A 26927-nucleotide genomic window follows, 5' to 3' on the forward strand; every position below is an offset into this window, starting at 1 on the left:
TTCCTTAAGAATTTTAATTTAATTTCGTTACACGGCCTTCGACTTTTGGATCAACACTTTCGTGTGCTTTGAGATAATTGACCAATGCGTCAAGGTCAACCACGTCGATTGTGCGGTCTGTAATCGTTGCGAGGATGGCATAGCCGTCACCGCCGCCAGCCATATAGTTATTGACTGTGATGGAGTACTTTTGGTCCATCGCAAGAGGAGTGCCGTCATTCTTCACGACAGAAACAATGCGGTCTCCAGCTGCTCTCGTTTCATCATACGTCACTTTAAGACCGGAAAGCGGCATGATGCGGACTTTGCTGCCCCATTGCTGTTCAAGCAATTCCTTGATTTGAGCGCCAGTTACATTCATTTTTACAAGGTCGTTGCCGAATGGCTGTACTGTGAAGGCTTCCTTCCAAGTAATTTCTCCTTCGTTAATGTCTCCGCGGACTCCGCCAGAGTTCATGAACGCAAAGTCTGTTCCTGTCTGCCAGCGCATCGCATCAGCGATCAGGTTGCCCATAGCCGACTCGCCTGCAGCGTTGGCAGTACGGCTGATATAGTTTGGCGTGTATCCAATTACTTCGTTTAAAATCGGGGCCACATCATCAACATAGCGGTCAAGCATCGCTTTGATTTCTGCATCTGGTTCGATCTTGTCACGGAAAGTTGAGACGATTGCAGCAGATCCGGACATGACATCCTTCGTTTTAGGATGGATCAACAGGTCTACATCAGAGAAAGCAGTACCTGAAGAATATGACTGGACAACAATTTTGCCGTCTACCACTGTATTTGTGTAAGCGTGGTTGTGTCCGCCTAATAATACATCGACTTCGTCGTCTACATTCTTAGCGATTTCCACCAGTTCTTCCCCTGCACCCGATCCATCAGGTTTTGAGAAAGATGGGTTATGAGCTAAAACAACAATCGTTTCGACACCTTGTTGTTTCAATTCCTCTGTGTATGTGTTGATTGCTTCTGTTTCGTCAGTAAACACAACATCTTGTACTGCGCTTGGAATAACAATGCTTGGTGTATCGGAAAGTGCGACACCGATGATTCCAACAGGAACACCATTTACTTCCTGGATCGTGTATGGCTCTACAATATGTTCGCCAGTCGCTTTATCCAAAACATTTGCAGCAACATATGGGAAGTTCGCGCCTTCAAATTCACCATATTTTTCAACTGTATTCGGATGGCTGCCGCCGTTGATCAGGCGGAGCATTTCCTCAACACCTTCGTCAAATTCGTGGTTTCCTAAAGTACCTGCATCAAAACCAAGCTCGTTAAGGATTTTGATTGTAGGCTCGTCCTGCAGCAAAGCAGAAACAGGAGAACTTGCTCCTACAACATCTCCAGCATGGAGCAATAAGGTGTTCGGGTTTTCTGCTTCATGTTTCTTAAGGTATGCGGCAAGGTATTCTACTCCGCCTGCATTGATACTCTGATTATACGTATCAAGCTGACCATGGAAGTCATTGATGCCTAGAAGCTGAAGGCCAATCGGCAAGTGCAGCTGGAACTTAGCGAATCCGCTGTCCAGCGTTCCGAGATAATCAACTAATCCATTCTCCGGCAATGCGTTCTGTGCAGCTGGCGTAGAGTTGAACGTGACGTTCAGCTCTTTGCTTACGCCGGCAAAACTCCAGTTCTGATCAGCAGATGGGTCGATTGTTCCCACTTCACGGATATAATCGATAATGACCTGGCGATTTTCATCGGGATACATTTCAACCGCTGTCATATTTTTGACCCCAGGGAATGTACCTGTTGCACGGTAGTTGTTTGTGACAACAAGGAACTCCTGCTCAAGGTTAATTGGCTGGCCGTTGTACTGAAGGTTCTTAATTCGGCTCGCATCAGCGTTCACCAACTTGCCATCCTTATCGTACTTAGCCGGTCCTGTGACATCAATCTGATACGTAACACCATCGATAACATCATAGTTGTAAACAGGGTAATTCGGATTGATCAGCGCTTGTTCTTCTGTTCTGTTTTCATCAATTTGGTTGAATTGTCCTGCAGACATTTCAAGCCATTCTTTTACATCGCTTCCCTTGATCTTAATTGTCGCAACTGTATTTGGATACAGATAAAGATCCGCTACGTTCTTGATGGCAATTGTTCCAGCAGGAATATAAGTATAATCACTTGCCCCGCCTCTGCCTGATTTGAATGGTGCACCAGCAGAAAGGATCGGAAGGTTTTCATCAGGCGTGCCCTTCACTTGCTTTTCCACATACCACTTTTGCGCATTTGTCACGATCTGGATGGATGGATCGTCCTGCACCAATGCGAAGTAGCTGTGGATGTCCCCAGCTGTATTTCCAACAGGCTGGTTGACATATTTAACCGTACCTTCGTGATCTTCTTTTACCGCCTCTAAAATGGCTGGATCAGCATCAACTAAAGGTTTCTTTGCTACCTTGTCCCAAATAGCTCTTAGTTCTGACTTGGAACTCTTAACACTCCACTTGCCTTTTTCCTTGGCAATCGTCAAGTCCATGACTCCTAGCTGGTTGCCCCAGTTTCCTGCCATGACAACAGGCACGCCATTGATTGTTCCATTGGCTGGGTCCACGCCTGGAAGGTTCTTGAAATCTCCTGGGAATGTCAGGTGGTTATGCCCAGTGATAATTGCATCGATGCCATCAACCAAAGAAAGGTCATATGTTGCATTCTCTTCCATCTCGACAATCTGCTCATCGCCAATACCTGAGTGGGAAAGTGCGATGATCAGGTCTGCACCCTCTTCTTTCATCTTAGGAATCTGCGCTTCAACAGATTTCACAATATCCTTCGTAATGACCTCGCCTTCAAGATTTGCCTTGTCCCATTGCATGATCTGCGGCGTCACGGCACCGACAACACCGACCTTGATGACATGCGTTTTACCGTTTTTATCGGTTACTTTCTTATCAAAAATCGTATATGGCTTAAAGTAGTTTTCATCGTTGTCAGGATTGTCGTCACCATCATCTTTGTACACGTTTGCATTCACGTATGGCATTGGCGCGTCATTCAGTACTTCATCAAGGAAGTCCAGGCCGTAATTGAACTCATGGTTTCCGACTGTCGCTGCATCATAGTCCAGCAGTTCCATTGCTTCGAAAACTGGGTGCATCTCGCCATCCTCGAGAGGATCCACCTTCGCTTTGTAATCGCCAAGCGGATTTCCCTGAATCAGGTCGCCATTATCAAAAAGAAGATTGTTCTTTCCTTCCTTTTCTGCCCTTGCCTGTTTGATTAATGTAGCTGTTTTCGCAAGGCCGAACTCATGCGAAACAGTATCTTTGTAATAATCATAGTTATATAAATGTGTATGAATATCTGTCGTTCCAAGAATTCGCAGCTGTACTTCATGCTTTCCAGCCTGTTCTGGCTTTCCAACCTGAGCAGGTTTTCCTGCATGTTCAGGCTTTCCTGCTGCAAATGCTTGCCATGAAACCGGTCCTGCCAATACAGATAATGCCATTGTTGTCGCAACAACGGATTTTCCAAGTTTGCGCAAAGGCTTGTTCAAGAAATCCATCTCCTTAATAAATAGATTGATAGCATACGTGTTAATTATAGTAGGATTGGAGAATAAGCAAATGGACTATAAGACCTGAATTTTCTTAACTTTTTGTAAAGTTCCAGTAAAAAAACAGGACTTTACTACCTGTATTTGTAAATACCCCTCGAAAATTGTCAGCTGAATCGAATTATATTATTAATATTTTTACTGAAAAAGCCCTACCGAAAATATTCCAAGATTGATAGCACACTTGAGTGGTAATGTAAAAGACAGACCTTTATGAGGAGTGTTTGCGTGATGAAGGAATTATTGAAGGAATTGCTCTTGATTGACAGCTCCACTCAGGAAGGTGCAAATCAGGCGGTGGAGTTTTGCAAGCAATGGCTGCTGGAGCATGAATTAGAACCCAATCTGATTGAAAACAAGGGCTATAAAATGCTGGTTTGCGAGATTGGTGAAGGCGATGCAACGATTATTTTTAACGGACATGTCGATGTTGTCAGCGGGAAAAAGGACCAGTTCATTCCTGTTGAAAAAGACGGCAGGATGTACGCAAGAGGGGCAGCTGATATGAAAGCTGGCGTTGTGGCAATGATGGTTGCGATGAAAGAGCTGCGCAACGAAAAACTCGGCGTGAAAATTCAGCTGCAAATCGTCTCGGATGAGGAAACCGGCGGCAGCAATTGCACTGGCTACCTGGCTGAGAATGGCTACCGCGGCGACTTCGTTATCTGCTCGGAGCCTACCCAGCTGGGACTTGCGTTGCAGGCCAAGGGTGTTTTGCGTCTTGAAGTAGAAGTGCACGGGAAATCAGCGCATGGCAGCAGGCCGTGGGAAGGCGACAATGCGATTGTCAAAGCCTATCAAGCCTACGAAAAGGTGCTCGAGTTGCCTTTTACAAAGGAAAGCTCGGAATTCTATCCCTCCCCCTCTGTCAACCTGGCGATCATCTCCGGCGGCGAGGTATTCAACAAGGTACCTGACCGTTGCGTCATGTCCCTCGACATCCGCTACCTCCCGGGACAGAATCCGGATAAAATTGTCCAGCAGATTGAAAGCGTCACGGATGGAGAGGTACGAATCAGCATGATGGGAATTCCTGTGGCAACCGAGAGCGACAACCCATTCATTCTCGAATTAAAATCCATTTTGGAGAAGCATATCGGCGGTGAAGCCGTCATGTTCGGACAGCACGGGGCAGCAGACACCCAATACTTCTCCGCCCACGGAATCCCGGCAATTGAGTTCGGACCACAAGGAGGCAACTGGCATGGCGATGATGAATTCGTAGTGCTTGAATCCATTGAGAAGTACAAAAACATTCTGGTCGATTATGTAAAAATATACTGATGAGAAAAGACAGCCGACCCGGCTGTCTTTTTAACTGCTGTAACGATATTTCTTGGACCATGAATAAAGCAATAAACCCAAAACGATCACGATTTGCAGCAAAAAGACAACCGAATCCCAAAAACGAATGCTGTTGATTGGTTCCGTTAAACCAGGCACCATAATTTCTTTAATAGCGAAAATCATTTGTGGAATGTAGTAGTAGGCGGTGATGGTTAGGGTGAGGAGGATGCCGGATAAGTAAAAACCAGCATACCTGCGGACGATTTTCTCTTCCCCAGCAAATGTTTCCGTTTCTTGCACACGCAGGAATGGCAACCACCTGGCTAAGAAGTTGCGACCATTCTCCATCAGATTATAGCAGCCTGTTTTGTTTTCCATTACATAGTATAAATCCGTCTTCATGAATACGGCTGCCTGATAAATAAGTCGGATAAACGTATTCAGCACAATCAACTTCAGTATCCCCATCCCGAGGCTACTTTCGCTCACGAATAACTGGGCAGATAAAGCCAGGAACAATACAACAATATCAAAATACATCCCCGCCAGGTAAAGCTTATTGCGCTTTTCAGCAGGCAATTCCCACACATGGGACATATCTGTCTGTAAAACAACGTAAAACAACCGATGTCCCAATTCAATTTTAGCCGGCAAACCCTCTGACCTGGCCGCAAGCACATGACCAAATTCGTGCAGGATCACAAGCAAGAAGCTGATTAACATCAATGCGATGATATTTTGGAACATTAGGTCAAACGCAAACAGGTCAGAATACCGTGGAAATATATCGGGATTAAACAGAGTCAAACCTGTACTTGCTATGAGTAAGAGGAAGTACAGCTTTGAACTGATATTGTTGAAGAAGAAACGACCAAAGCTTTCTGGGAGCCAGGAGAAGCCTGGATAGTTACTCTGTCCTGAACTACTTGATATTTCTTCACCATCTAGCTTGCTAATTAAATTGAATTCAAGGAGCTGGGAGACAAAGTTCAATAAATCTATATCTTCATGTGGATATCTAATAACCAATGCTTTTTCCACTTCATACAATGGTTTTTCTTGATTAATCAGTTCAATAGCACTAATACAAACCTCTGGCATTTCGTAAAACTCGCCATTCATTACATCTTCGACAATAAAATGTTTTTGATCTTTACGAATAGCTAGTTGTTTAAGTGTAACCTCTGTCTCATAGGTAAAAACCATACCCATCACCTTACCAAAGTAATGTAAAGAGGGATGTTTGCAGAAACTTAACATCCCCCTTCTTAATTATTGTTTAGAAAATGGACACCACCAGCAAGTTGTTTTGATTTTCTTTAGCTTACGAATCTTCATGCTCTCACCTCCTCTAAACTACTATGTTTTTGATCAAAATGATTTTGATTCCACACGGAATTCGTATGGAATGCAACCCATTCAGAAAAAACCTCCTTAAACTTTTCAACAAGTTCAGGATCAAATTGTGTACCTTGACCTTCTATTATCCTGTTGTACGCCACTTCGAAAGGCATGGCTGAACGATAGGAGCGGGAGGAAGTCATAGCATCGAAGGCATCCGCAATGGAGACTACTCTTGCTGAATAAGGAATTTCATCTCCCTTTAATTGTTCAGGATATCCCTTCCCATCCCACCTTTCGTGATGAGATTTTATAATATCAATACTGTCTCCTAATACATTCACCTTAATAATAGCTTCTGCCCCTACTGCTGGATGTGTTTTAATAATCTCGTATTCTTCTTTTGTCAATTTTCCAGGCTTCATAAGTATCGAATCCGGGATATTCACTTTTCCTATATCATGTAATAAACACGCATATGTAAAGGAACGCAGTTGGTCTTTTGTAAATCTGCCAGTAGCTTCAGCGAGTGAGTTTGCATAGTAAGCGACTCTTTCGCTGTGACCCTTGGTATAAGGGTCCTTTAACTCAAGTGTTGCAATTACGCCCTTAACAATTCCAGATAGTTGATTATCATAGGATTCTTTAATAGCTTCCACATATCCTTGATATCTCCTTAAAATAATGAACCCTAATAAAGATAGGATTATGACTACTGCTATCGGGAATAAAACTTCGGTTGTATTAAGTAATAATCCTATGTACGAGTACTTAAAAATAGTTCCTAGTGAAACTGTCCAAAAAAAAGCAGTATTTACGAAAATGGGTGCAAAGAGAATGAGGAAGACCTCAACGATATTTCCACCGTCATAGCCTACATCATTACCAACGTATATTAGTGAATCATTAAGTATGGTAATTGCTATAAAACCCAGAAAAAAAATAAACTTAACTGAATAAAGTTTTCCTTTTTTCAACAATAGAAACACACCTGGTAATAACAGTAGGATTAAAAGATGATAATAGTATCTATAGTTCGAGAAAATCGAAATATCCTGGTGCGTAACATATGTTGGATTTATATAATAGTAGAATATCTCAAAGGAAATGAACAAAATATAAAATAAAGTTACAAACCACTTTAACGCTCTTTTTTCCTCATGATACAAAGATGGCTCTTCAAAAGAATTTTGCATAATAGTACCTCTTTTTCTGTCAATATACCTACGTGTTTTCCCTTCATATCGCCATTATTCTTGACATATTAATAGTTTTATTGAAATAAGAATAAATTGAGTACATCGACCTATGCATAATCGTCGACATTCGACATTTTTCTCCATTATAAACCAAAAGGACTATTTTATAAAATAGTCCTTTTGGTTTAATTATTGATTTGTTTTTCATTATCCAAATATAACTTCACCTTACGATAGGTAAAGTTATATTAACACTTGTTCCTTTATCTAACTGACTCTCAATATTAAATGTACCCTCATGTTCTTCAATAATTTTTTTGGTGACCATCAGGCCTAGACCGTTTCCATTTTGCTTGGTTGTATAAAAGGGTTCTCCTAATTTAGCTAGTTTCTCAGGAGGAATTCCACATCCTTCATCCCTTACCGAAATGATAGTTCGATCACCTTTAACTTCGGAGTCTATTTTCACCATTCCTCCATCCGGCATTGCTTCCATCGCATTTTTAATTAGGTTGATAAATACCTGCTTTATTTGATTTTCGTCACATAAAAGTACAGTAGAATTATTAACGTCATACTTGATATTAATTTCTTTTCTTTGAGCATGCGGATTAATAACAGATACAACATACTCGATAATCTCCATTAGACTTTTGGGCGTTTTAACAGCCGTATTTGGTCTTCCTAGAATCAACAAGTCATTAACGATAGCGTTGATTCTATCAATTTCATTCAACATAATCGGGTAATACTGTTCATCACCCTTATCCTTTTCTTGCTGTAATTGAGTGAAACCTTTCAAAGAGGATAAAGGGTTTTTAATTTCATGAGCTATTGCAGTTGCCATCTGGCCAATGACAGCGAGTTTCTCCTTTTCTCTCATATCCTCATACATTAAGGTAATTGCATGTAGATATGATTGGAAACGAGTAAGTAAAATCCAGGCAATTATTCCAATAAAGAGAATCAAGCCTAGAGCAAAAAGGACTTTAGCAGATTGATAGATCAAACCAACTGTTAGATACTTTAGAGAGAAGCCCAATGTAATAATCCAAAAGAACCTTTTACTTACAAACATAGGTGAAAATAAAATGAAATATACTTCTAGAACATGTCCACTATTGAACTCTCGATTAGTACCCCAATAAATTAAAATATTATTGATAGTATCCAATATTATAAAAGCAGCGAAATACATATATTTCACTTTTTCAGGATGCCCTTTTTTAATTATAAAGATGGCCAAAGGAAGCAGAGCAAACAATAGCAAATGAAAATAGAATCCCAACCCTCCATATGGCAATCCTGTCTTTACATTGTTGAAATATGGATATATATAATAAATTGTGAAATCATAAGGAACTAATATTATATAAAAAGTCCATAAAAAGAACTTTACTGCCTTAACTTCTTCATAGATTAAAACGGAATTTTTTTTAACTGGTTCCATAAGGAATCTCCTTGCATTTCACAATTTGATAGCCTTATTATATCAGCAAGTGTCACTTCTTGTTACAATTTGTCTTATTATAGGGTCGATTTTTCATAAATATTTTTTATAGATAGAAAGGAATTCTTTATATAACAAAAATGGACCAGGCATTTTGTGCCTGGTCCATTGTTTAAGCTGTTCCACTTAAGTTATATTCATTCAAGATTCCTTCGAGCTTTAGCGCCAGTCCCATGCTGCCCTGTATTTTGAGTTTCCCGGTCATGAAGGCCGCTGTTCCGTTGAGCTTGCCCATGATCATTTTCTTGAAGTTTTTATCTGTGAGCTTCAGGGTGCAGTTCGGTTCTGCTTCTGTTCCTTCGATGACCCGGGCGATTCCGTCGTTGATCTGCAACTGGAATGTGCCGCTATCGTCACCGGTAATCTCATACTGATAGACAACGTTCATGCCTTGAATAGGCTCCGGTTTTTCTGTCATAACCTTTTCGATTTCCTGCCACACTTCTCTGATCGACTTGTTTTCCAACACTTGGGACACCCCTATCAATCTAGTTTTCTTTCATCATACCCGACTGAAGTCCCAGAGGGCAATCCGAAAATGTACGTATTGACTGAAAATTGTCTACATTTATCAGGTTGCTCGATTTTAACTGCCCGTACTCGCGAAAGCCTTGAGCCCTCGGTTCCAGAATGCATAGGCAAGGACACAGCAGACAATCGCAGCTACCGGAGTCCATAGCGCGAATTCCTTGTAGCCGGACTTATCGATAAAATAAGCAGCCGGGTAGAATGCGGTGAAGCCATATGGAATGATCCATGTCAAAAACATGCGAATTCCTTTGTGATAGATCGTCAGCGGGTATCTGGCAAAGTCGCTCAGGTTGAAAACTGCCCAAACAATCGGCAGGCTGTCGATCATCCAGAAGCTGAACGTCGCGAAAAACAGGTTGATCGCCACGAAAATCAATCCGGATGAGATGATCATAATGACCAACATCGCGATTTCTGCTGCTCCCCAAACAAGATCAAGCTGTGGAATTGCTGTTCCCAGGATAATCAAGCCGATGATCAGCTGCCCAAAGCCATCCTGATGCAGTCGGTCAGCTACCACATGGAATAACGGATTGACCGGCCTGATCAGCAATCGATCCAGCTTACCTGGCCGGATATACTGCCAGCCGAGCGTCCATAAATTATCAAAGAATATCTGGTGGATCGAGCGGCCCGTTGCCGCAATTCCGTAGATGAATAATATCTCATAAAACGACCAGCCATTGATCTGCTCAATGTGGTCGAACACCACTTTTACAAAAAAGATCGAAGCAAACTGCTCAAGCATGACGGAGGCGACACCGATCAAAAAGTCGATTCGGTACTCCATCATCACCTTCATATGGCTCTTCGCAAACTCCCAATATAATCTTGTATAACGGCGCATTAAATCGCCTCCTATCCTCCAAAAATCGTAATCTGCTTAATCGCCTGCGACCAGATGAACCTCACCAATACATATAGCGATACCAGCCAGAAAAGCTGCACACCCAGTGCCATATAAGCTTCCGTTCCGCTGATCAAGCCAGAAAAAATTGAAACCGGCAGATAAACCATTGCCTGAAATGGCAGAAATTCCGTAATCGTCCTAAGCCAGTCAGGGAAAAGCGTGATCGGCACCAATGCCCCTGAGAAAAACGTAATCAGCGATTCCTTCAGCACGCGTACTCCCCAGACATTGACCGTCCAGAACGCCAGCACGCCTACGAGGAAGTCAAAGAATGTTCCAATCCAGATGCCCGCGAGCGCACTCACACCGAATAGCAAGATTGTCTCAGGTGACTTCGGGAAGCTTATATCCATGAAGAAGTATGCGATCAAGAGCATCGGGATGGTCCCCTGAATCAAATACATAATCTTCCCGCCAATATCCACCGCGAACATCTTAAAAATCATATCGTAAGGACGCATCAGCTCTATTGCGACCTGGCCATCCTTGATGTTTTCCGCCAGTTCGTTTCCGACACCGCCGACAAATCCCTGCAGCAGCATGGCAATCACGATATACGTCAGCATCGTTTCAAGATTGATATTTTGAATCGTTGTCTGGTTCGCATAAACCGCTTGCCAGAAAAAATAAATAATCAACAGCCTCATGACTGCAGAGGCAGTTCCTGCCCAGTACCACGCTGAATACGCCGTGTTTTCCTGCATCCGGCCTTTAGCTATTTGCCAGTACTTTCTCATGCTCTTCCCCCTGTTCCTGCTTGTTGTAAAGGTCCTCCACAATCGTTTCGATCTTAGGATCGGCAATATTCAAATCGCCAATTTCATACATGCTCATCATTTCTGAAATGACGAACGAGCTTTTGACCGCCTCATGATCAAATGACAAGCTGATTTTCGTCTCTTCTTCGTTCGGCAGCACTTCCACCTGGCCGTTAAGTGCAGAAGGCAGCTCAAATTTTTCTTTGTCTGCCAGTTCAAAATGAATGACCCTCTTCTGGCCGAATTGCTTTTTGATTTCATCAAGCCCTCCGTCATACAGAATCGTCCCGCCATCAATAATGATGATCCTGTCGCAGATTTCCTCGATGTCCTGCATGTCATGTGTAGTCAGCAACACTGTTGTGCCCCAGCGCTGATTCATTTCTTTAATAAACTTGCGAATCTTTACTTTTACGGCGATATCCAGACCGATTGTCGGCTCATCCAGGTAAACAACCTTTGGCCTGTGAAGGAAGGCCGCAGCCAGCTCGCAGCGCATTTTTTGCCCGAGCGATAGCTGTCTGACCGGGATACCAAGCAACGACTCGAGGTTCAAAACCTCAGTGAACATCTCGATTGTCTCCTGATACTCCTGCTCCGGAATCTCGTAAATATGCTTCAATAGATTGTAAGACTCACGGACAGGAATATCCCAGAACAGCTGCGTCCTTTGCCCAAAGACCGCCCCGATGTTCACCGCATTCTTTTGGCGATTCTCATAAGGCACCAGCCCATTCACCGTCACCTTGCCGGACGTCGGTGTCAGGATTCCCGTCAGCATCTTGATCGTCGTCGACTTCCCAGCACCATTCGAACCAATATAACCAACCGTCTCACCCTGCTCTATGGTGAAATCAATCCCCTTCACCGCATGCTTCGTCTCATATTTACGGTTAAACAGAGACTTCATCGCTCCCTTGAGACCAGGATCCCGTTTAACCAATTTATATTCCTTTTTCAAATTTTCCACTGTAATCATCCATATCACTCCCCAAGAACATACATTCGATTTTTAGGCACAAAAAAACCACAGACATCCCAGTCCGTGGTTACGCAGTTATTTTAACATGACAAAAATAAGCGCTACTTCACACAATACAGGCAGGTCGAGGGTAAACCATATGAAATTGATTTAGTTGCTTGATTACGATCAATCATTTCGACTGCCTCCTTTGGTTATTTCAATACTTTCATATTGTACCTGATAGGGAAATTTTTGGCAATAATTTTTGAATAAAAAAACGGTGCACTCAGGCACCAGTTTTATCATGAAAGAGTGATTTGTATTTAATTAAGTCATCCATTGTATCAAAGTGACCAGCATAACCGAATTTCTGGAAGATATTCATCTTCCGCAGGATTCCTCCAAGATCTAAATCATTGCCAACAAGGTAAAGGTTCTGTCCGCGTTCCTTTAGCTGATCCCTGAGCTGGATTAATAGCAGAGCCCCAGAAGCATCCACAATGGTGACTTTTTCTATATCTATAGCGATTTGCCGACTGTCATCCGCGGTGATTGTCCTGGTGATCAGCTCAGTCGCACCAAAATACAAGGGACCTTCCAGATTGTAGATTTTAAGATCTTCTTTTATTTCGCTACTAATCTTAAAGCCTTCCTCGCTCATCCGCTTCATGAAGATCAGCGCACTCATGACAATTCCGACACCAACTGCCACCATCAGGTCGATTGCAACGGTTAAAATCATCGTCACCAGCATGATGGCTGCATCGGTACGCGGCTCATCTTTAAGAATTTTAAAGCTGTCATAATCAAACATCGTGATACCAGTCATGATTAAAATTCCGGCAAGCACAGCGAGTGGAATTTCCTCCGCTAGCGGCCCAAAAACGAGCATGAACAGCAGCAACGCAACACTGTGAACCATTGTCGACAACGCAGTCTGTCCACCACTTCTCAAGTTTACGACAGAACGCACTGTAGCGCCGGCACCCGGCATTGCACCAAACAACCCGGCAAGGCTGTTGCCAATCCCCTGGCCAATCAACTCTTTATTGCTCTTGTGCTTGGTACCTGTCATATTGTCCATGACAACCGATGTTAGCAATGAGTCAATCGAACCCAGAACTGCAATGCTTAATGCTGCCGGGATCAACTGGATGATGACACTTAGGTCCGCAATTGGCAACTGGAGTTGAGGCAACCCTTTTGGAATTTCGCCAATCCTTTCAACACTGTCAAAGAAAATAAAATCATTGATGAATGGCAGTGTAAAGTGGACGGAAGGGACCACTTTTTCCAAAAGAATTACCGCTATTGTACCTAAAATCAGCGCCATCAAGCTTGGTGGGATAATCTTGATCCACTTCATTGCAACCAGCATAAAGACAATCGTCAACAGCACGACCAAAAAGCTGCCCGTCACATACTGCAGCTGTCCCATGATAATGATGATGGCGATTCCGTTCATGAACCCGCTGACAACCGGTAACGGAATGAACTTCAAATAATTGCCCGCTTTTAAAATCCCGAAGACAATTTGAAAAAGCCCTCCCATGAACGCAGCAATGAACGCATACTCCAGCCCCTGGGTCGCAACAATCCCCGTAAAGATAATTGTGATCGGCCCAGTAGGCCCTGTCACCTGCCCCTTAGTCCCGCCAAACAAAGCCGCAAAAAAACCAGTGATGATGGCACCATACAAACCAATGATGGCTCCATCCGAATTACCCGTCGCCTGCATCCCAAAAGCCAATGCAAGCGGCAGCGCAACAACCGAAACCGTAATCCCGGCCAGCAACTCACGCTTTAGGGTTTGAAACATGTGTGATACGCCTTCTTTCTTATTTTATATAAGAAAATTATACGCCTGTTAAAATGGATTCTGAATATGAAAATAGTAAAAAGAAATGAACTTTTTCGAGGGAGATAATTAGGCTGACTAGTCACACAATCTGGAATAGCCAGTGGGCATTCAAGCAGAAAACCGCTGTATAGGTTAGAGATGCGAATACTGTTAGACCTTTGTCCAAAATTGAACGAGGGACTTTATTAATAATAATAATACAAGGAATAGGGAAAGAGTAGATTTTGTGATGATGAACAATAAAGGATAATGTCGTAGATTGCATGCATCAGTTGATTTAGTTCGACGATAAAAGTATTTTCGAGTCCGTAATATGTGAGGGCAGCGTCGAGAAGGTTGAGGATCAATAGATAATAAAAGAGGAAAGTCATTTGAATACACCTCGTTTGAATTTAATGAGCCTACAAATTAAGGCCTTGAAGTTATCACTTCAGGCCTCAATCAGTTATTTCGACGTTTTCTTCTCCTGTTGATTAAAAGAAGAACGCTCCCTCCACCCAGCAGTACAACGCCAACAAGTAGTATATTGTAATTATTAGTAGCCGTGTTCGGCAGTCGATTAACATCTTTAGGAATCACAACTACATCTTTGACATCCGGTACTTCTGGATTCGGGTCGCTTGGAGTACCTCCCGGCGGCTGCTCACATCCTACCTGGGATGGATCTTCCTCGCAGCTAGGGGAAGTGTCAGTTATTCCCTCAGCATAAAAAATAATCTCAGCCTCAGCAGCAGATCCCTGAAACTCGTTTCCCAGCTCATAAGGCATCTTCACCTGAAGCAATAATCTCTCTTGTGAACCCTTTGATAGCACCCTTGGATTTAGCCCTTTAAAGTCTTTTAGTTTTCCTTCGAAAAGAAGGAAGCTGTCTTTTTTAACCAGAAGCTCTAGTTCTTCAAATAGACCTTTGTAGGAATTAGTTTCCCCAAGTTTAGCAATATACCTAAAGTCTTGATTCCCTTGGTTCATAACCATTAGCTCTTTTTGCATCCAATCTCCTGGTGCAAGGTTCTCAATTTTAAATACTACATTATTTGATATTTCGATATTTACAATACTTTGCAATGCTGATGCATTTTTTATTGGGTTTGAGAGTAATATTAAGATTACTAGAAAAATAATCGGACTAAATCTTGTGATTAGAGTACTTTTCATATAATATCCCTACTTACTTAATAAGGTTTATTCTCAAAAAAAGGCGGGTACTCCCGCCTTTTCGTTTACTTATTATGTTTTTTATCTTTCCACTCCATCACGTTGAACTGCTTCTAAATCAAATTTAACTTGGATAGAATCTCCTTGGAAACGATTTTGGTCTCCATTATCCATAAAATGTACGCGCATAGTTAAAGTGTCAGATTCCCCAACAGGCAACCTATTATTTTGGAAGAAATATGATGAAACTTCTACATCACTCATTTGACTTAATTCATATAATGTCTTGTCTAATAAAACCACCTGCAAATCACTCGATAAAAATACAACTTTTAACTGTTTTGCAAAGTCATCTGCGCTGAGGTGATCATCTCCACCAGCTGTAACTTGATAACTAGTATCCATTAAGACTTTCTTAATGTCCAGAGTCCCAGCATTTTTAATTTCAAGTTGTCGTGTCATTTTGTCCCCTGGCGCTAATTTATCAATATCGAACCAGTACTCTTTATTAGTTTCTAAGTCAATCGTACCAGATGCGAAATTTGCTTTTGCTTGTTCAGTATCATTGAAATATGCAAATGTTCCTCCACCAATTAGTGAAAAACCCAGTGCAGCAGTTGCAATCCCCATACCTAATTTCTTTTTCAAACTCATTACAATTTCCTCCTCTTACCCCTCGGGTATGTATTATTTTATATATTGACCCTTGTTAGAAAACAAAGAGTGCAACCATGTTAAGCAGTTTTCCCTTCTGGATCATCTTTTTTCTGCTTCGGGTCGAGTTCTCTAAGTGCTTGCGTAATAGAGAAACCTGCGTAACCAAGAAGCAGTAGTCCTGGTCCGATTAATAATAATGCGCTTCCCTCTTTAGATTGAGCAAAATCTATGAAATAACCTATATAGGGAATGGTAAAACCTGAATACACTGCTTTTACATTTGATGAGAGGACTGGGTCCATGTCGGCTGTTTTATTGTTATCACCTTTTGTCTCGTACATCACATTGTTCTCACTAGTTTTAACAGCAATGATTCGGTGTGTTACAAGTTTATCTTCACTAGCCTGGAAGGTAATAACATCGCCTTTTTTTAGTGTTTCTCTTTCTTTTGAATCAACTGGCTTGACTGCAATAATTGATCCTGTTTTAAAAGTAGGCTCCATGGAACCCGAGAGAACAGTCTTTAACTGGTAACCAAATGCCTGAGGCTCTCCACCGGAAGCCTTTGAAGAAACAACCAGAAAAGCCATTAGTATTAGATTGATAAATAAGACAGCAGTTATTAAATTGCTAAATATTTTCATTGCCTTTTTCAAACTATTTACCCTCCTTAGAACCCTGTTCATTGCTTCCAGTACTATCAATATTTTCAGTAATAACTTCTTCTTGTTTAGCAGCCTGATCAGATTTTTTTACATCTTCTTCTTCCTTTTTATCTTCTTGGGTTCCGCCATCTTCTTCCTCTTTCTGTTCCTGCTCAGGTTGCTCTTCAATCTTCTCTACACTGGAGGTGTCTTTGTCAGTATTTTGAACACCATCATTGCTGCTAGTATCTTCTTCGACATTAGGTTTTTCTTGCGCTTTTTGATCCCTAGATTCTTCTTCCTTTTCGTCATTGGCAGGTTGTGAAACCTTATTCATAATGACGATAATCTCATCACTCCATAGTTCTCCTCCACCAGGATGATCTTTATGTTGATATACTTTAAACTTATAGTTACCACTTAATTCAGGTGTAAAAGTTAACTTTACTTCTTCACCTTTTTTCAGAGCTTTAAAAGAAAAAGTTTCAGAAAGTTTCTGACCGTCCTTTGGATTTCCATTCTCGCTATAAAAAACTTCGTATTTCCCACTTGCCTTCATATCAGATCCGGTATTCTGAATAGTAGCAATTATGTTTTGTCCATCAAATTCACTGCTTCTAAACTCTAATGAACTACAATCCCAATCTCCATGTTTCTTATTACTTGAACAACTGTTTTTCTCCTGCGTCTCCCATATCCCGGCTTTTATAGTTCCACTTACTGAATTTGAGTCACTGAAATAGGCATCCGTTTGTCCTGTTAATGTGGAAGATATCCCTATAAGTAAGTAGCATACAGCCAAAAATTTTATCAAAAGAAAATGATAACCTTTTTTCTTTCTAAACTTTCCTAGTCTACCGTATCGTATAGGGCCCACCTCCAGTCAGTAATCGTTTGTTCAGTTGTTCTTTTTAACGAACTTTATATTGAGAGTATATGCCAACCTACTAGTTTTGAAAAACCTCAAAATCAGCCATTTTTTCTTAATAACGCACAAAATTCATTCCTTATCTCATTATTCCTCCGGTTTTCTTAATATTTCGTTTCCTTAAAAGAACATAATGTTATATATATAGAACGAAAGGCGCAATAAAAAGACGCCTCCTTTGCTGGAAAGCGTCCTCTATTGATCATTTTAATATTGGTTCTTTTTGATTGTTGTTGTTCCTGACGATCTTGTTGAAGAAATCGACTGATTTCAATTGCTCATTGTATTCATACTCCGACTTCCAAGTTTCTTCAATATAAACCTCCATCACCATCCGAGCCCTCTCATCCCCACCAACGCCATATTCCAGCGCTTTCACACTCTCAAAAACCTTAACCATCAATTCAGCCACACGCTTGGAATGGAAAGTCTTATGGTTGTACGAAGCCCCCTGCAGAGACACCAGCAGTTTCTCCAGCTGCAATATTCCTCCTCGCACCTGCTCAACATACTCACCCTCCACTCCAGAAATCCGCTCCTTCATCTCCTCCAAAAACAATTCCCCAGCATTAAACTTCTCCATCAACCTCAACACTTCGAGGCCGAGAATGTTAGCTGTTCCTTCCCAAACAGTCAATACCTGCGCATCCCTCAACAACCTTGGTGTTACAAAGTCCTCAATATAACCATTCCCGCCATGCATTTCAATGGCTTCATGAGCAAAATGCACGGCTTGTTCTGCGGTTTCTTTTTTCAAGAGGGCGATGTAGAGTCGATTCAATACGATGTCTTTTTCCGTTACTCCCGGATCATTCCTCATGACTTTTTCGAACAATGGCAGATACTTGAAGACCGTTCTGGTTTCAACTTCAAGTTTGACGGCCATTTTAACCAATGTGTCTTTGATCATCGGAAAGTCGGCGAGCTTTTTTCCGAAGGCGCCGCGCTTTAGTGCGTACTCCCGTGCTTCCATATAGGCGCGGCGCATGATGCCGAGTGAGGCGACGGTGTTGCAGACGCGGGAGAGGTTCAGTGCTTCCATCATGTAATAGAAGCCTTTCGCTGGATCGCCAACTACATAAGCTTCTGCTCCTTCAAACTCTACTTCAGCAGATGGGACAGCGCGCACTCCGAGCTTATCCTTGAGTCTGCGGATTTTAATCCCGTTCAGTTTTCCGTCTTCTCTCCTCCACGGGACTGCGAACAGTGTAAGCCCTTTTGTGCCGGATGGGGCGCCTTCCTTTCTTGCTAACACCATGGCGACACCGCACATTCCTGCATTGGAGGCGAAGTATTTTTCGCCGTATAGTTTGTAGCCTTCCGCTGTCTGGACGGCCTTTACTACGTTAGCCCCTACGTCTGATCCGCCCTGTCTTTCGGTAAGGAAGGTCGCGCCTTCGTAAAGGGTGGTTTCTCCGGTGGACAACACATGGGGCAGGAATTTCTCTTTTACCTCTTGAGACGCGTACTGATCCAATAGATAGGCTGTCGCCATTGTCAGGGTCACAGGACAGTAGAAGCCTGGCTCTGTTTGGGATAATAAATAGCCTTGGGCATAGGAATAGATATAATTCCCACGCCGCCCCAGTTCTGGAATTTCCTTATGGACGTATCCGACGATCCCGGTATTATAGGAGTCCTCCACCGTCTTCCGGTAGCCATCGTTCACCCACACTTCTGAAATGTCCTCACCATAGGCATCGAATTTTATCAGCTTTGGCTGGCCTTCCCGATCGGTGAATCTGGCGCGCTGGTCGATTTCATTTGTGCATTTTTCTCCGAAAGCCAGTAATTCCTTCTCTGCATACGCAAAAAATTCATCATCCAATAATTCCTTCAATAATTTCCGAAACTGCGGTTCTTCCTCGTAAAAATTCATCCTTCCAGCCTCCCCTTGAATTCAGTCATCAGCCTTTCGATTTCTTCTTTGATCTCGACCAGCTCGGCAATTCTTTCGTTCACTTCTGCCAGTTTTTCTTCCCCGTACTGTATCGTCACCTTCAGTTGTTTTTCGCCTGTCCGGTCCTCGTCGAACAGCAGCACCATTTCCTTGATTTCCTCGAGCGAAAAACCGAACCGTTTACCGCGGAGGACCAGCTTGAGTCTTGCCAGATCACTGCTGGAATAGATTCGCCTTCCCCCTTCTGTACGGGAAGGCTTCAACAATCCAAGCTCTTCATAGTAGCGAATGGTCCTTGTGGTGATCCCGAACTCCTCGGCCAAATCAGAAATACAGTACATATGCAAAACCTCTTTTAACAGAATTATCAGTCAATTAATTATAGCATTGACGTTAACGTAAAGAGCAAGCCAGATTCCCAATGGAAACCTGGCTTATTTTTTCACATATAAGAGCGGGTCGACGCTGTTGGATTTTTCGTAATTCCACTGTCCTTCATGGATTTCGAAGTGAAGATGCTTTCCCCTGCTGTCGCCAGTGTTGCCCAGATAGCCGAGCATCTCCCCTTTGCTGACGGATTGCCCTGTGGTGACGGCGCTACTTTCCAAATGGGCATACAAGGTGGTGAAGGTCTTGCCGTTGATTTTATGGGTTATCAAGACGCAGTTTCCGTAGCTTGCGGAATAATAGGAGCGGATGACCGTCCCGGAAGCAGCCGCAACGACGACAGAGTCCGGTGATTCGTCAGCAATGTCGATTCCGGCATGCAGCCTGCCCCATCTTGGTCCATACTCGGAAGTCAGCTCGCCTGCTGCAGGTATTATGAAGTTATCTTCAGAATCCACCGAATTGTATTCGACTCTCTGGCTTTCTTTTAAAATTGCAATCTCCTGGGCAGCAAGGTTGACGTACACTTCATACATGTCCATCAGCTCAGATTTACTTTCCTGCTTTTCCTTGCGAACCGAATTCAGGAAGTGCTGCTTTTCCTCGACTTTCTTTTCTAACTGAGCCTGTAATTTCTTCAACTCTGCCTGTTTATTCTCTAATAAAACCAGCTCACTTTGAAGCTCTGCTTCCTGCTCCTTCAACAGCTGTAAGTCTGTCTGGTGTTTCGCCAGCAAATCTTTATCCGCTTTCAGGATGGTGCTGACCAGGGTGGCGACATCGTATAATTGAGACAGGTTTTTCGAGTCAAAAATCAAATCCACGTACATCCCAAGGCCGTCCTGTGCCTGCATGGTCTTGAGCCTCTGCTTGATCAGCTGTTCCCTTTGTACGATGATGCCGCTCAATTCTTCGATTTCCTTCTTCATTTCGGTCACACTTTTTCCTGAAGACTCCAGCTCTCCTTGCAGCTCACGGATTTTTTCATTGACCTCTGCTACCTCATCGTCCAAAGCCTTCAATTCTGCGAGGTATTTTTGCTCTGCTTCGTCCATTTGCTGGATTTGCTCTTCCTTTTTGGTAAAATCCTGCTTAACATCGAGCCGTTGCTGGCGAATGTCCGATAGTTCTGCCGACTCAACTGTATGTACTCCCGTCAAGACTAGTCCAATTGCTATTGTGACTGCCCAACCTTTTTTCCTCATTTCATGCCCCCTGAGCTTCAATTCTATTAACTAGTATATCTCTGTCAGACTTCTAAACCTGTCGACTCTTGTTGTCGGTTTATAATTTTCATAGAGGCTGCAATAGAAACTTTCTCATGTTAAATACCCGTGCAACATTCTCACCGCAAAGTCATAAAGTAAATGGATGATTGCGTATATACACTAAAGTGCTAAATGAATCTGGAGGGATCAATGAATTGTACAATGCGGCTTTGAAGTATCAGTCGAAATTGAATTTGAGGGAGACTGAAATCGCGATTAAGAAAACGAAGGATTTTTTTGAGAACAGCCTGGCAGAAGCCCTTGATTTGACGAGGGTATCTGCTCCGATTTTTATCAGGGGCGGGAAGGGAATCAATGATGATTTGGCGGGAAAGGAAAGGATTGTATCCTTTGATGCGCTTGACGTGAAGAATGAGCGGCTTGAAATTGTCCAATCGCTGGCCAAGTGGAAACGGCTGGCCTTGAAACGATATGGCTTCATTCATGGCGAAGGACTTTATACCGACATGAACGCAATCCGGCGCGATGAGACTCTTGACCATCTCCACTCTTTATACGTGGATCAGTGGGACTGGGAAAAAACCATTTCCCGAAAACAGCGGAATATGACCATGCTCAGGACCACTGTTGAAAAAATTTATGAGGTCATCAAGAAAACTGAGAGCATGGTGGCAAGACTTCATCCCGTTCTGTTGCCGATTCTGCCGAAAAAAGTAAGCTTTATCTCTTCACAGGAGCTGGAGGACTTATATCCGGAACTGACCCCAAAGGAAAGAGAAGATAAAATCACAGAAAAGTTGGGTGCTGTGTTCGTTACTCAAATTGGACACGATCTGCGTTCAGGCAAGAAGCATGATTCCCGTTCACCTGATTATGATGACTGGAACTTAAACGGCGACCTTCTGCTCTGGTATCCGCCATTGGGCCGGGCAATCGAAATCACATCGATGGGTGTGAGAGTCGATGAAAAAACGCTTATCGAACAACTGAAGCTGGCCGGTGAAGAACAGCGGCTCCAGCTGGAGTACCACCAGGCACTATTAAATAAAGAACTACCCTATACGATTGGCGGCGGAATCGGCCAATCACGGCTTTGCATGCTTTTGCTTCAGAAAATTCATATAGGCGAAGTCCAGGTTTCGGTATGGAATGAAGAAACGATTGAGGAATGCAGCAAAAGGAATATTCATCTATTATAATAGAAAAAGCCACCTTCACAGGTGGCTTTTCGTCTTATTTCTGAATCAAGTAATCTACCAGCTTCTTCTGAGGGGAGCCAAAGATTTCTTCTTCTAACCTGCGGCCTGTTGGCGTAGCGGCAAGGCCGCCTTCTGCTGTTTCCCTTAGTGCGGAAGGCATCGATTGTCCGATGGCGTACATCGCTCCGATGACTTCGTCGCATGGGATTCGGCTTGTGACGCCTGCGAGTGCCATGTCGGCAGCAGTGATTGCGTTCGACGCACCCATTGCGTTCCTTTTTACACATGGAACTTCAACAAGCCCGGCAACTGGGTCACACACTAAGCCAAGCATATTTTTCAGAGTGATCGCGAATGCATCAGCTGACTGCTGTGGGGTTCCGCCGGCCATTTCAACAATCGCGGCAGCGGCCATTCCGGCAGCTGAGCCGACTTCTGCCTGGCATCCGCCGGCAGCTCCGGAGATGGAAGCATTGTTAGCCACAACAAAGCCGAACGCTGCAGTCGTGAATAGATACTCAATCATTTCCATGCGTGTTGGGTTCAATTTTTCCTTTACGGCAAAAAGCGTACCAGGGACGACGCCCGCTGATCCGGCTGTCGGCGTGGCACAGATGATGCCCATCGCCGCGTTCACTTCATTGGTTGCGACCGCTTTGCTGACAGCATCCAATAATAGATTGCCAGACAATGACTTGCCGCTGGCAATGTAGTTTTGAAGCAATACTGCGTCCCCGCCGGTAAGTCCGGTCTGGGATTTGACGCCATTCAGTCCTCTTTCCACTGCCTGCTCCATGACTTGCAGATTATTGTCCATCTGGGCAATAATATCTTCCCGGGAACGTCCGGATACTTCTATTTCCTGCCGAATCATGATTTCGGCGATTTTCACTTGATGTTTTTCAGCTAATTCAACAAGCTCGGCGACATTGCGAAACATGGCTTGCCCTCCTGAATTTTACTTATACCACTATGGCAATAGTGCCATTTGAACAATCTATTTGATACCGGGCACAACAAGATGCCCTCCCAGCTTAGTTGACTAAACGAATCACCTGGGTAACGCCCTCAAGCGCATTTAGTTCCGAAACCACACTTTCGTCGAGTTTGTGGTCCATTTCGATGACCATCACCGCGATGTCTCCCTTTTCCTTACGGGAAACTTCCATATGGCCAATGTTGATCTGATATCTTGATAAAACAGTCGTTACGGATGATATCAGCCCGAAGCGGTCCTGGTGGACAACCAGGATTGCCGGGTTCGCGCCCGACAGCTTCAATTTGAAGGAATTGATTTCGGTAATTTCAATCGTACCGCCTCCGATGGAGATTCCGACGATTTCAAGCTCCTTGCCTTTTCCATCAAAAAGATTGATTCTTACCGTGTTTGGATGCTCAGTAACGGCATCCTCCTCAATAAATTCAACCTCGAGACCAACTTCCTCCGCAATTTTTAACGCGTCAGGAATCCGTTCGTCGAATGTATCAAAGTCCATGATGCCGGCAACCAGCGCCAGATCGGTGCCATGCCCTTTATAGGTTTTAGCAAAAGAGCCGTATAAGTGGATCACTGCTTTTGTCGGCTGCTTTTCGAATAATGTGCGGGCTACGCGGCCGATCCTTGCAGCGCCCGCTGTATGTGAACTTGAAGGCCCGATCATCACCGGGCCGATAATATCAAATGCAGAACGATATTTCATCATTCAACGCTCCTTCGTTGCCATTTAGACAGCAAGCTTGCCAGCAGGAACTTCTTCCGCTTCTTCTTGCTTATTGCTTTCATTTAATTCATCAACTGTTTTGATCTTATAATTTTTGAAAATCATCGATCCAAGGAATCCGCTCAACAGACCGACCACAGCACAAGACAGAGCAACGAGCGTTACCTTCACTGGATCATTGAATCCGTACATAACCGCAAGACCGGCGATTGGTGTCGCAGTGCCCGTGGCATTGTTAATCAAGCCTGACATCGAGATGATCACACCTGCTGTTGCGCCTCCGATAAAGTTGGTCACATAGACCGGAATCGGGTTGGCCGAGATGATATGGGCTTGTGTCAACGGCTCGATTGCGACAGCAATTGTCGTCTTTCTGTCACCGAACTTCATGCGGTCAAACAGGACATAGTTCATGAAAGACGAACCGAATACTGCCAACGCCCCAATCGCCATTGGTACGCCAGTCAGTCCAAGCATCGCAGTAAGCGCCATTGAGCTCAACGGTGCCGTTGCGACGACTGTGATGACTCCGCCTAAAATGATCCCCATCAGGATTGGGTTGCTGTTCGCTGTTTCTGTGATGATTCCGCCAATATTCAATAGTGTGGCATTGACCACCGGCGTCATGCCTACGGCAATCAAACGCACCAGTGGAGCCGCAATTAAAATTACCACAATTAAGTCCAAACCGCCAGGAACTTTTCTCTCAATCAATTTTACAAGAAAAGCCACTAAATAACCTGCGATAAATCCTGGAAGAAGCCCCAATCCTGCTACGGATACGCCAAGCAGCAATGCATAGACAGGCGACACGCCGACAGCCAGTGCCACTAGAGCCGCTGCTGCCACGCCGCCCATGCTTCCGGCAGCGTCCCCCACTTCTCCTAAAAATTCGATTTTCAACAAGTCTCCGCCTACAAAGCGCTGAAATGCTTCCACGAGGAATGCCGCAACAGCAGCGCCTGCCAGCGCGCCCATCGCCTTCATTCCTTTCGGTGCCTTATAGCTGAAAAGCGAGAATAGACCTAAAACCAATAGCAATAATGCCGTACCTTTGATGATTTCCATGATGTTCTCTCCCTTGGATGTAATGTTGGTTTATCGTGATTTGACTGGTTCTTCTAAGTGATACTCGTTCTGTGTCCTGATTTTTTGCAGATAATTATAGATGGTGAATTTTGAAACACCCAGCACGGAAGCCAGGTATTCGGTGGAGCCTTTGATTAAAAAAGCCCCCTTCTCCTCCAGCATCCGGACGCACTCGATTTTTTCCTCCAGCGTCAAATGTGTAGGCGCTTTCTTAAAAACTTCCAAAACCTGGTCCACCATGTTTTGAATGACATCCTGAACCGTCGTATAGAAGTTCTCTGATTTATCCTGATTGGCATCGAAATTAATGAAATTCTGGATTTCAGCTCCATATTGGATCATCATCGAGATATCATAATTAATACACAGCGCGCCAATCACCTTATCCTGATCATCCCGAAGGAAGACCGTAGAAGACTTCATCGTGATTCCCTTGCCTGATTTCGTTTTATAGTTGGGGATATCCTCGATTTCTTCAGGCTGCTTCGCGAGCTCCTGCAGCACCAGGTCTGTAATGGGACAGCCGATTTCCCGGCCGGTTACATTGCCCGCAAGGTAAATGAGTGATTTTTTCAAATCGGCAAAGTCGTGCACCGCCACTTCACAGCGGGATCCGAACATTTTTACGAGCATGTCCGCTGTCCGCATTGCCAGATTGAACACATGTACATTTTTCCCTTCCAACTCCAGCCCCCCTTTTTTATATGTAAGCGATTGCAAACTCTCTCAAAAAAAAATTTAAATCTATAAATCTAACGCACAGACATCATAACACAAAATTACTAGAGTTCAAATAATATTTTAATGGTTACAAAAAAATTGTAATAATCTTTTAAAATAAAAAAACCATCCTCGGTGTTGGAGAATGGTTAGTTCATGGTTACTTTATTCCTGCCGGTATTTTTTGAATGATACAAACCTTCATCGGCCCGGTTCAACAAGGAATCGATGTTGTCACCTTTCTGGTAATCAGTGACACCGAAGCTTGCGGTCAGACTGCCTGCTCCCTTGAAGCAGTGATTCTCGACCATGCTGCGGAATCGCTCTGCTTTATCAAGTGCCTGCTCACCGGTGCTGCCGGAAATCAGGATGAATTCCTCTCCGCCCCAGCGGCCGAAGAGATCACCGTCCGCCAGATTGCCAGATACAACCGCCGATAGTTCCTTCAGGACACAGTCACCAATTTTATGTCCATATACATCGTTGACCTTTTTAAAATGGTCGATATCGAAAAAGACGATTGAAAATCGCTTGCCTTCCTCTTCCGCATCTTGAAGCTTTTCTTCGAGCCAGACATCAATCTGGTGCCGGTTGGCGACACGCGTCAGGGAATCGATATAGGCATGTTTTTTAAAGAAATCCCTTTCCGTAAAAGCGCGGAACATATTCTGCGCATAAAAGAGCACGAGTATATAAACAATGTTCGCTGCATGGAATTGTGTCAGCGAATCGATTGATTCAGGAGGCAATTGCCCGCTGTAGATCACCGCGATGGTGATCGTGATCAGGAAAATGAAGATGGAGTAATACATCCCTCTTTTCGTCCCCAGGACCAGGAAGAAAAACATGATGATCAACGGCATCCAGACGATGAAATCGCCAAGGGATCCACCGGTTGTCGCCAGGTCGTTGTGGACTACATCGAGCAGTGTCAACACATGGTAAAAACTGACTAATAAAAGATTTGAATATTCACCGAATATGATTCCCCGATTCAAAAATGCCAGGACCCAGCTGACCGAGAACCAGAAAATGAGGGTCGAATTAATCATTGTATCAAATAAACTCTGATTATTCAGGAAGCTGTTGATGATGAGCGCAACGGTGATAATCGGCAAAAGCCACATATACACACTTCTTTTCAGCTCGGCAATCGTATCGAATTTATGGAACATCCTTCTCATCTCCCCAGCAGCCGCATGATGGGCGGTCTACACCTTTTCGGCTGCCAAATGGCCCACAGCCATCCTTCAATCTTTCTCGAAAATAACTATTTTGAAATCGAGGTAAATGACGTTAAAAAAGCGTTACCCCTCTAGTTTCATTTTACTAGATAACTCTAATCTAGTATATTTCT

24 protein-coding genes are annotated in these 26927 nt (G+C 43.5%); 2 read left to right on the plus strand and 22 right to left on the minus strand.

Annotated elements, in window-relative coordinates; translation table 11 throughout:
• Window positions 1-13: 13 nt before the first annotated feature.
• Window positions 14-3529, minus strand: a complete 3516-nt coding sequence (locus tag EJA10_RS12860) for a bifunctional 2',3'-cyclic-nucleotide 2'-phosphodiesterase/3'-nucleotidase (RefSeq protein WP_125480407.1) — start codon at window positions 3527-3529, stop codon at window positions 14-16.
• A gap of 279 nt (window positions 3530-3808) precedes the next feature.
• Here EJA10_RS12860 and EJA10_RS12865 point away from each other — a divergent pair, with 279 nt between their 5' ends.
• Window positions 3809-4864 carry a M20 family metallopeptidase gene (locus EJA10_RS12865; RefSeq protein WP_125480408.1) on the plus strand — a complete coding sequence of 352 codons (1056 nt, stop codon included), beginning with the start codon at window positions 3809-3811 and terminating at the stop codon, window positions 4862-4864.
• Between the two features lie 30 nt (window positions 4865-4894).
• On the opposite strand, the gene EJA10_RS12870 is transcribed toward EJA10_RS12865, so the two are convergent.
• The 16 genes from EJA10_RS12870 to EJA10_RS12940 all read right to left on the minus strand — a co-directional run bounded on the left by EJA10_RS12870 (window position 4895) and on the right by EJA10_RS12940 (window position 20817).
• Window positions 4895-6073: a hypothetical protein gene (locus EJA10_RS12870; RefSeq protein ID WP_125480409.1), complete on the minus strand. Its 1179-nt coding sequence runs from the start codon at window positions 6071-6073 to the stop codon at window positions 4895-4897.
• 128 nt (window positions 6074-6201) lie between these two features.
• Window positions 6202-7404 (minus strand): HD-GYP domain-containing protein, encoded by a 1203-nt coding sequence (locus tag EJA10_RS12875; protein WP_125480410.1) that lies wholly within the window; start codon window positions 7402-7404, stop codon window positions 6202-6204.
• Window positions 7405-7630: 226 nt separating this feature from the next.
• Window positions 7631-8857, minus strand: a complete 1227-nt coding sequence (locus EJA10_RS12880; protein ID WP_125480411.1) for an ATP-binding protein — start codon at window positions 8855-8857, stop codon at window positions 7631-7633.
• A gap of 172 nt (window positions 8858-9029) precedes the next feature.
• Complete coding sequence (locus EJA10_RS12885) at window positions 9030-9386, minus strand: SCP2 sterol-binding domain-containing protein (RefSeq protein ID WP_246017781.1); 357 nt, start codon at window positions 9384-9386, stop codon at window positions 9030-9032.
• A 117-nt stretch (window positions 9387-9503) separates the two neighbouring features.
• A complete protein-coding gene (locus EJA10_RS12890; protein WP_125480413.1) occupies window positions 9504-10295 on the minus strand; it encodes an ABC transporter permease in 792 nt (263 codons plus the stop codon).
• 11 nt (window positions 10296-10306) lie between these two features.
• A complete protein-coding gene (locus EJA10_RS12895; protein ID WP_125480414.1) occupies window positions 10307-11095 on the minus strand; it encodes an ABC transporter permease in 789 nt (262 codons plus the stop codon).
• A complete protein-coding gene (locus EJA10_RS12900) occupies window positions 11070-12095 on the minus strand; it encodes an ABC transporter ATP-binding protein (protein ID WP_125480415.1) in 1026 nt (341 codons plus the stop codon). Before EJA10_RS12900 ends, EJA10_RS12895 begins: the two co-directional genes overlap by 26 nt.
• Window positions 12096-12366: 271 nt before the next feature.
• Window positions 12367-13899: a SulP family inorganic anion transporter gene (locus EJA10_RS12905; RefSeq protein ID WP_125480416.1), complete on the minus strand. Its 1533-nt coding sequence runs from the start codon at window positions 13897-13899 to the stop codon at window positions 12367-12369.
• Between the two features lie 227 nt (window positions 13900-14126).
• Complete coding sequence (locus EJA10_RS24065; RefSeq protein WP_425462092.1) at window positions 14127-14312, minus strand: DUF5658 family protein; 186 nt, start codon at window positions 14310-14312, stop codon at window positions 14127-14129.
• 70 nt (window positions 14313-14382) lie between these two features.
• Window positions 14383-15096 (minus strand): LPXTG cell wall anchor domain-containing protein, encoded by a 714-nt coding sequence (locus EJA10_RS12910; RefSeq protein WP_125480417.1) that lies wholly within the window; start codon window positions 15094-15096, stop codon window positions 14383-14385.
• A gap of 81 nt (window positions 15097-15177) precedes the next feature.
• A complete protein-coding gene (locus tag EJA10_RS12915) occupies window positions 15178-15750 on the minus strand; it encodes a TasA family protein (RefSeq protein ID WP_125480418.1) in 573 nt (190 codons plus the stop codon).
• Between the two features lie 80 nt (window positions 15751-15830).
• The gene (sipW, locus tag EJA10_RS12920; protein ID WP_125480419.1) at window positions 15831-16409 is read right to left on the minus strand and encodes a signal peptidase I SipW; all 579 of its coding nucleotides are present in this window, start codon (window positions 16407-16409) and stop codon (window positions 15831-15833) included.
• 1 nt (window position 16410) lies between these two features.
• Window positions 16411-17274 (minus strand): amyloid fiber anchoring/assembly protein TapA, encoded by an 864-nt coding sequence (gene tapA, locus EJA10_RS12925; RefSeq protein WP_170169132.1) that lies wholly within the window; start codon window positions 17272-17274, stop codon window positions 16411-16413.
• 253 nt (window positions 17275-17527) lie between these two features.
• Complete coding sequence (locus tag EJA10_RS12930; protein WP_125480421.1) at window positions 17528-19204, minus strand: acyl-CoA dehydrogenase family protein; 1677 nt, start codon at window positions 19202-19204, stop codon at window positions 17528-17530.
• Entirely contained in the window at window positions 19201-19572 is a 372-nt protein-coding gene (locus EJA10_RS12935; RefSeq protein WP_125480422.1) for a MerR family transcriptional regulator, read from the minus strand. Before EJA10_RS12935 ends, EJA10_RS12930 begins: the two co-directional genes overlap by 4 nt.
• An 87-nt stretch (window positions 19573-19659) precedes the next feature.
• The gene (locus EJA10_RS12940) at window positions 19660-20817 is read right to left on the minus strand and encodes a murein hydrolase activator EnvC family protein (RefSeq protein WP_125480423.1); all 1158 of its coding nucleotides are present in this window, start codon (window positions 20815-20817) and stop codon (window positions 19660-19662) included.
• Window positions 20818-21050: 233 nt separating this feature from the next.
• Here EJA10_RS12940 and asnA point away from each other — a divergent pair, with 233 nt between their 5' ends.
• Window positions 21051-22040 (plus strand): aspartate--ammonia ligase, encoded by a 990-nt coding sequence (asnA, locus tag EJA10_RS12945; protein WP_246017796.1) that lies wholly within the window; start codon window positions 21051-21053, stop codon window positions 22038-22040.
• A gap of 34 nt (window positions 22041-22074) precedes the next feature.
• On the opposite strand, the gene sdaAA is transcribed toward asnA, so the two are convergent.
• From sdaAA to EJA10_RS12970, 5 genes are all read right to left on the minus strand, one after another.
• Window positions 22075-22980, minus strand: coding sequence for an L-serine ammonia-lyase, iron-sulfur-dependent, subunit alpha (gene sdaAA, locus EJA10_RS12950; RefSeq protein WP_125480424.1), 906 nt, complete (start codon window positions 22978-22980; stop codon window positions 22075-22077).
• Window positions 22981-23074: 94 nt separating this feature from the next.
• Complete coding sequence (gene sdaAB, locus EJA10_RS12955) at window positions 23075-23740, minus strand: L-serine ammonia-lyase, iron-sulfur-dependent subunit beta (RefSeq protein ID WP_125480575.1); 666 nt, start codon at window positions 23738-23740, stop codon at window positions 23075-23077.
• A gap of 24 nt (window positions 23741-23764) precedes the next feature.
• Complete coding sequence (locus tag EJA10_RS12960) at window positions 23765-24829, minus strand: PTS sugar transporter subunit IIC (protein ID WP_125480425.1); 1065 nt, start codon at window positions 24827-24829, stop codon at window positions 23765-23767.
• 30 nt (window positions 24830-24859) lie between these two features.
• A complete protein-coding gene (locus tag EJA10_RS12965; RefSeq protein ID WP_246017783.1) occupies window positions 24860-25534 on the minus strand; it encodes a helix-turn-helix transcriptional regulator in 675 nt (224 codons plus the stop codon).
• 185 nt (window positions 25535-25719) lie between these two features.
• On the minus strand, window positions 25720-26745 hold the full coding sequence (locus EJA10_RS12970; protein ID WP_170169133.1) for a GGDEF domain-containing protein: 1026 nt from the start codon (window positions 26743-26745) through the stop codon (window positions 25720-25722).
• Window positions 26746-26927: the final 182 nt, after the last annotated feature.

Origin of the sequence: Mesobacillus subterraneus, assembly GCF_003937825.1 — a bacterium.
Taxonomy (GTDB): domain Bacteria; phylum Bacillota; class Bacilli; order Bacillales; family Cytobacillaceae; genus Mesobacillus; species Mesobacillus subterraneus.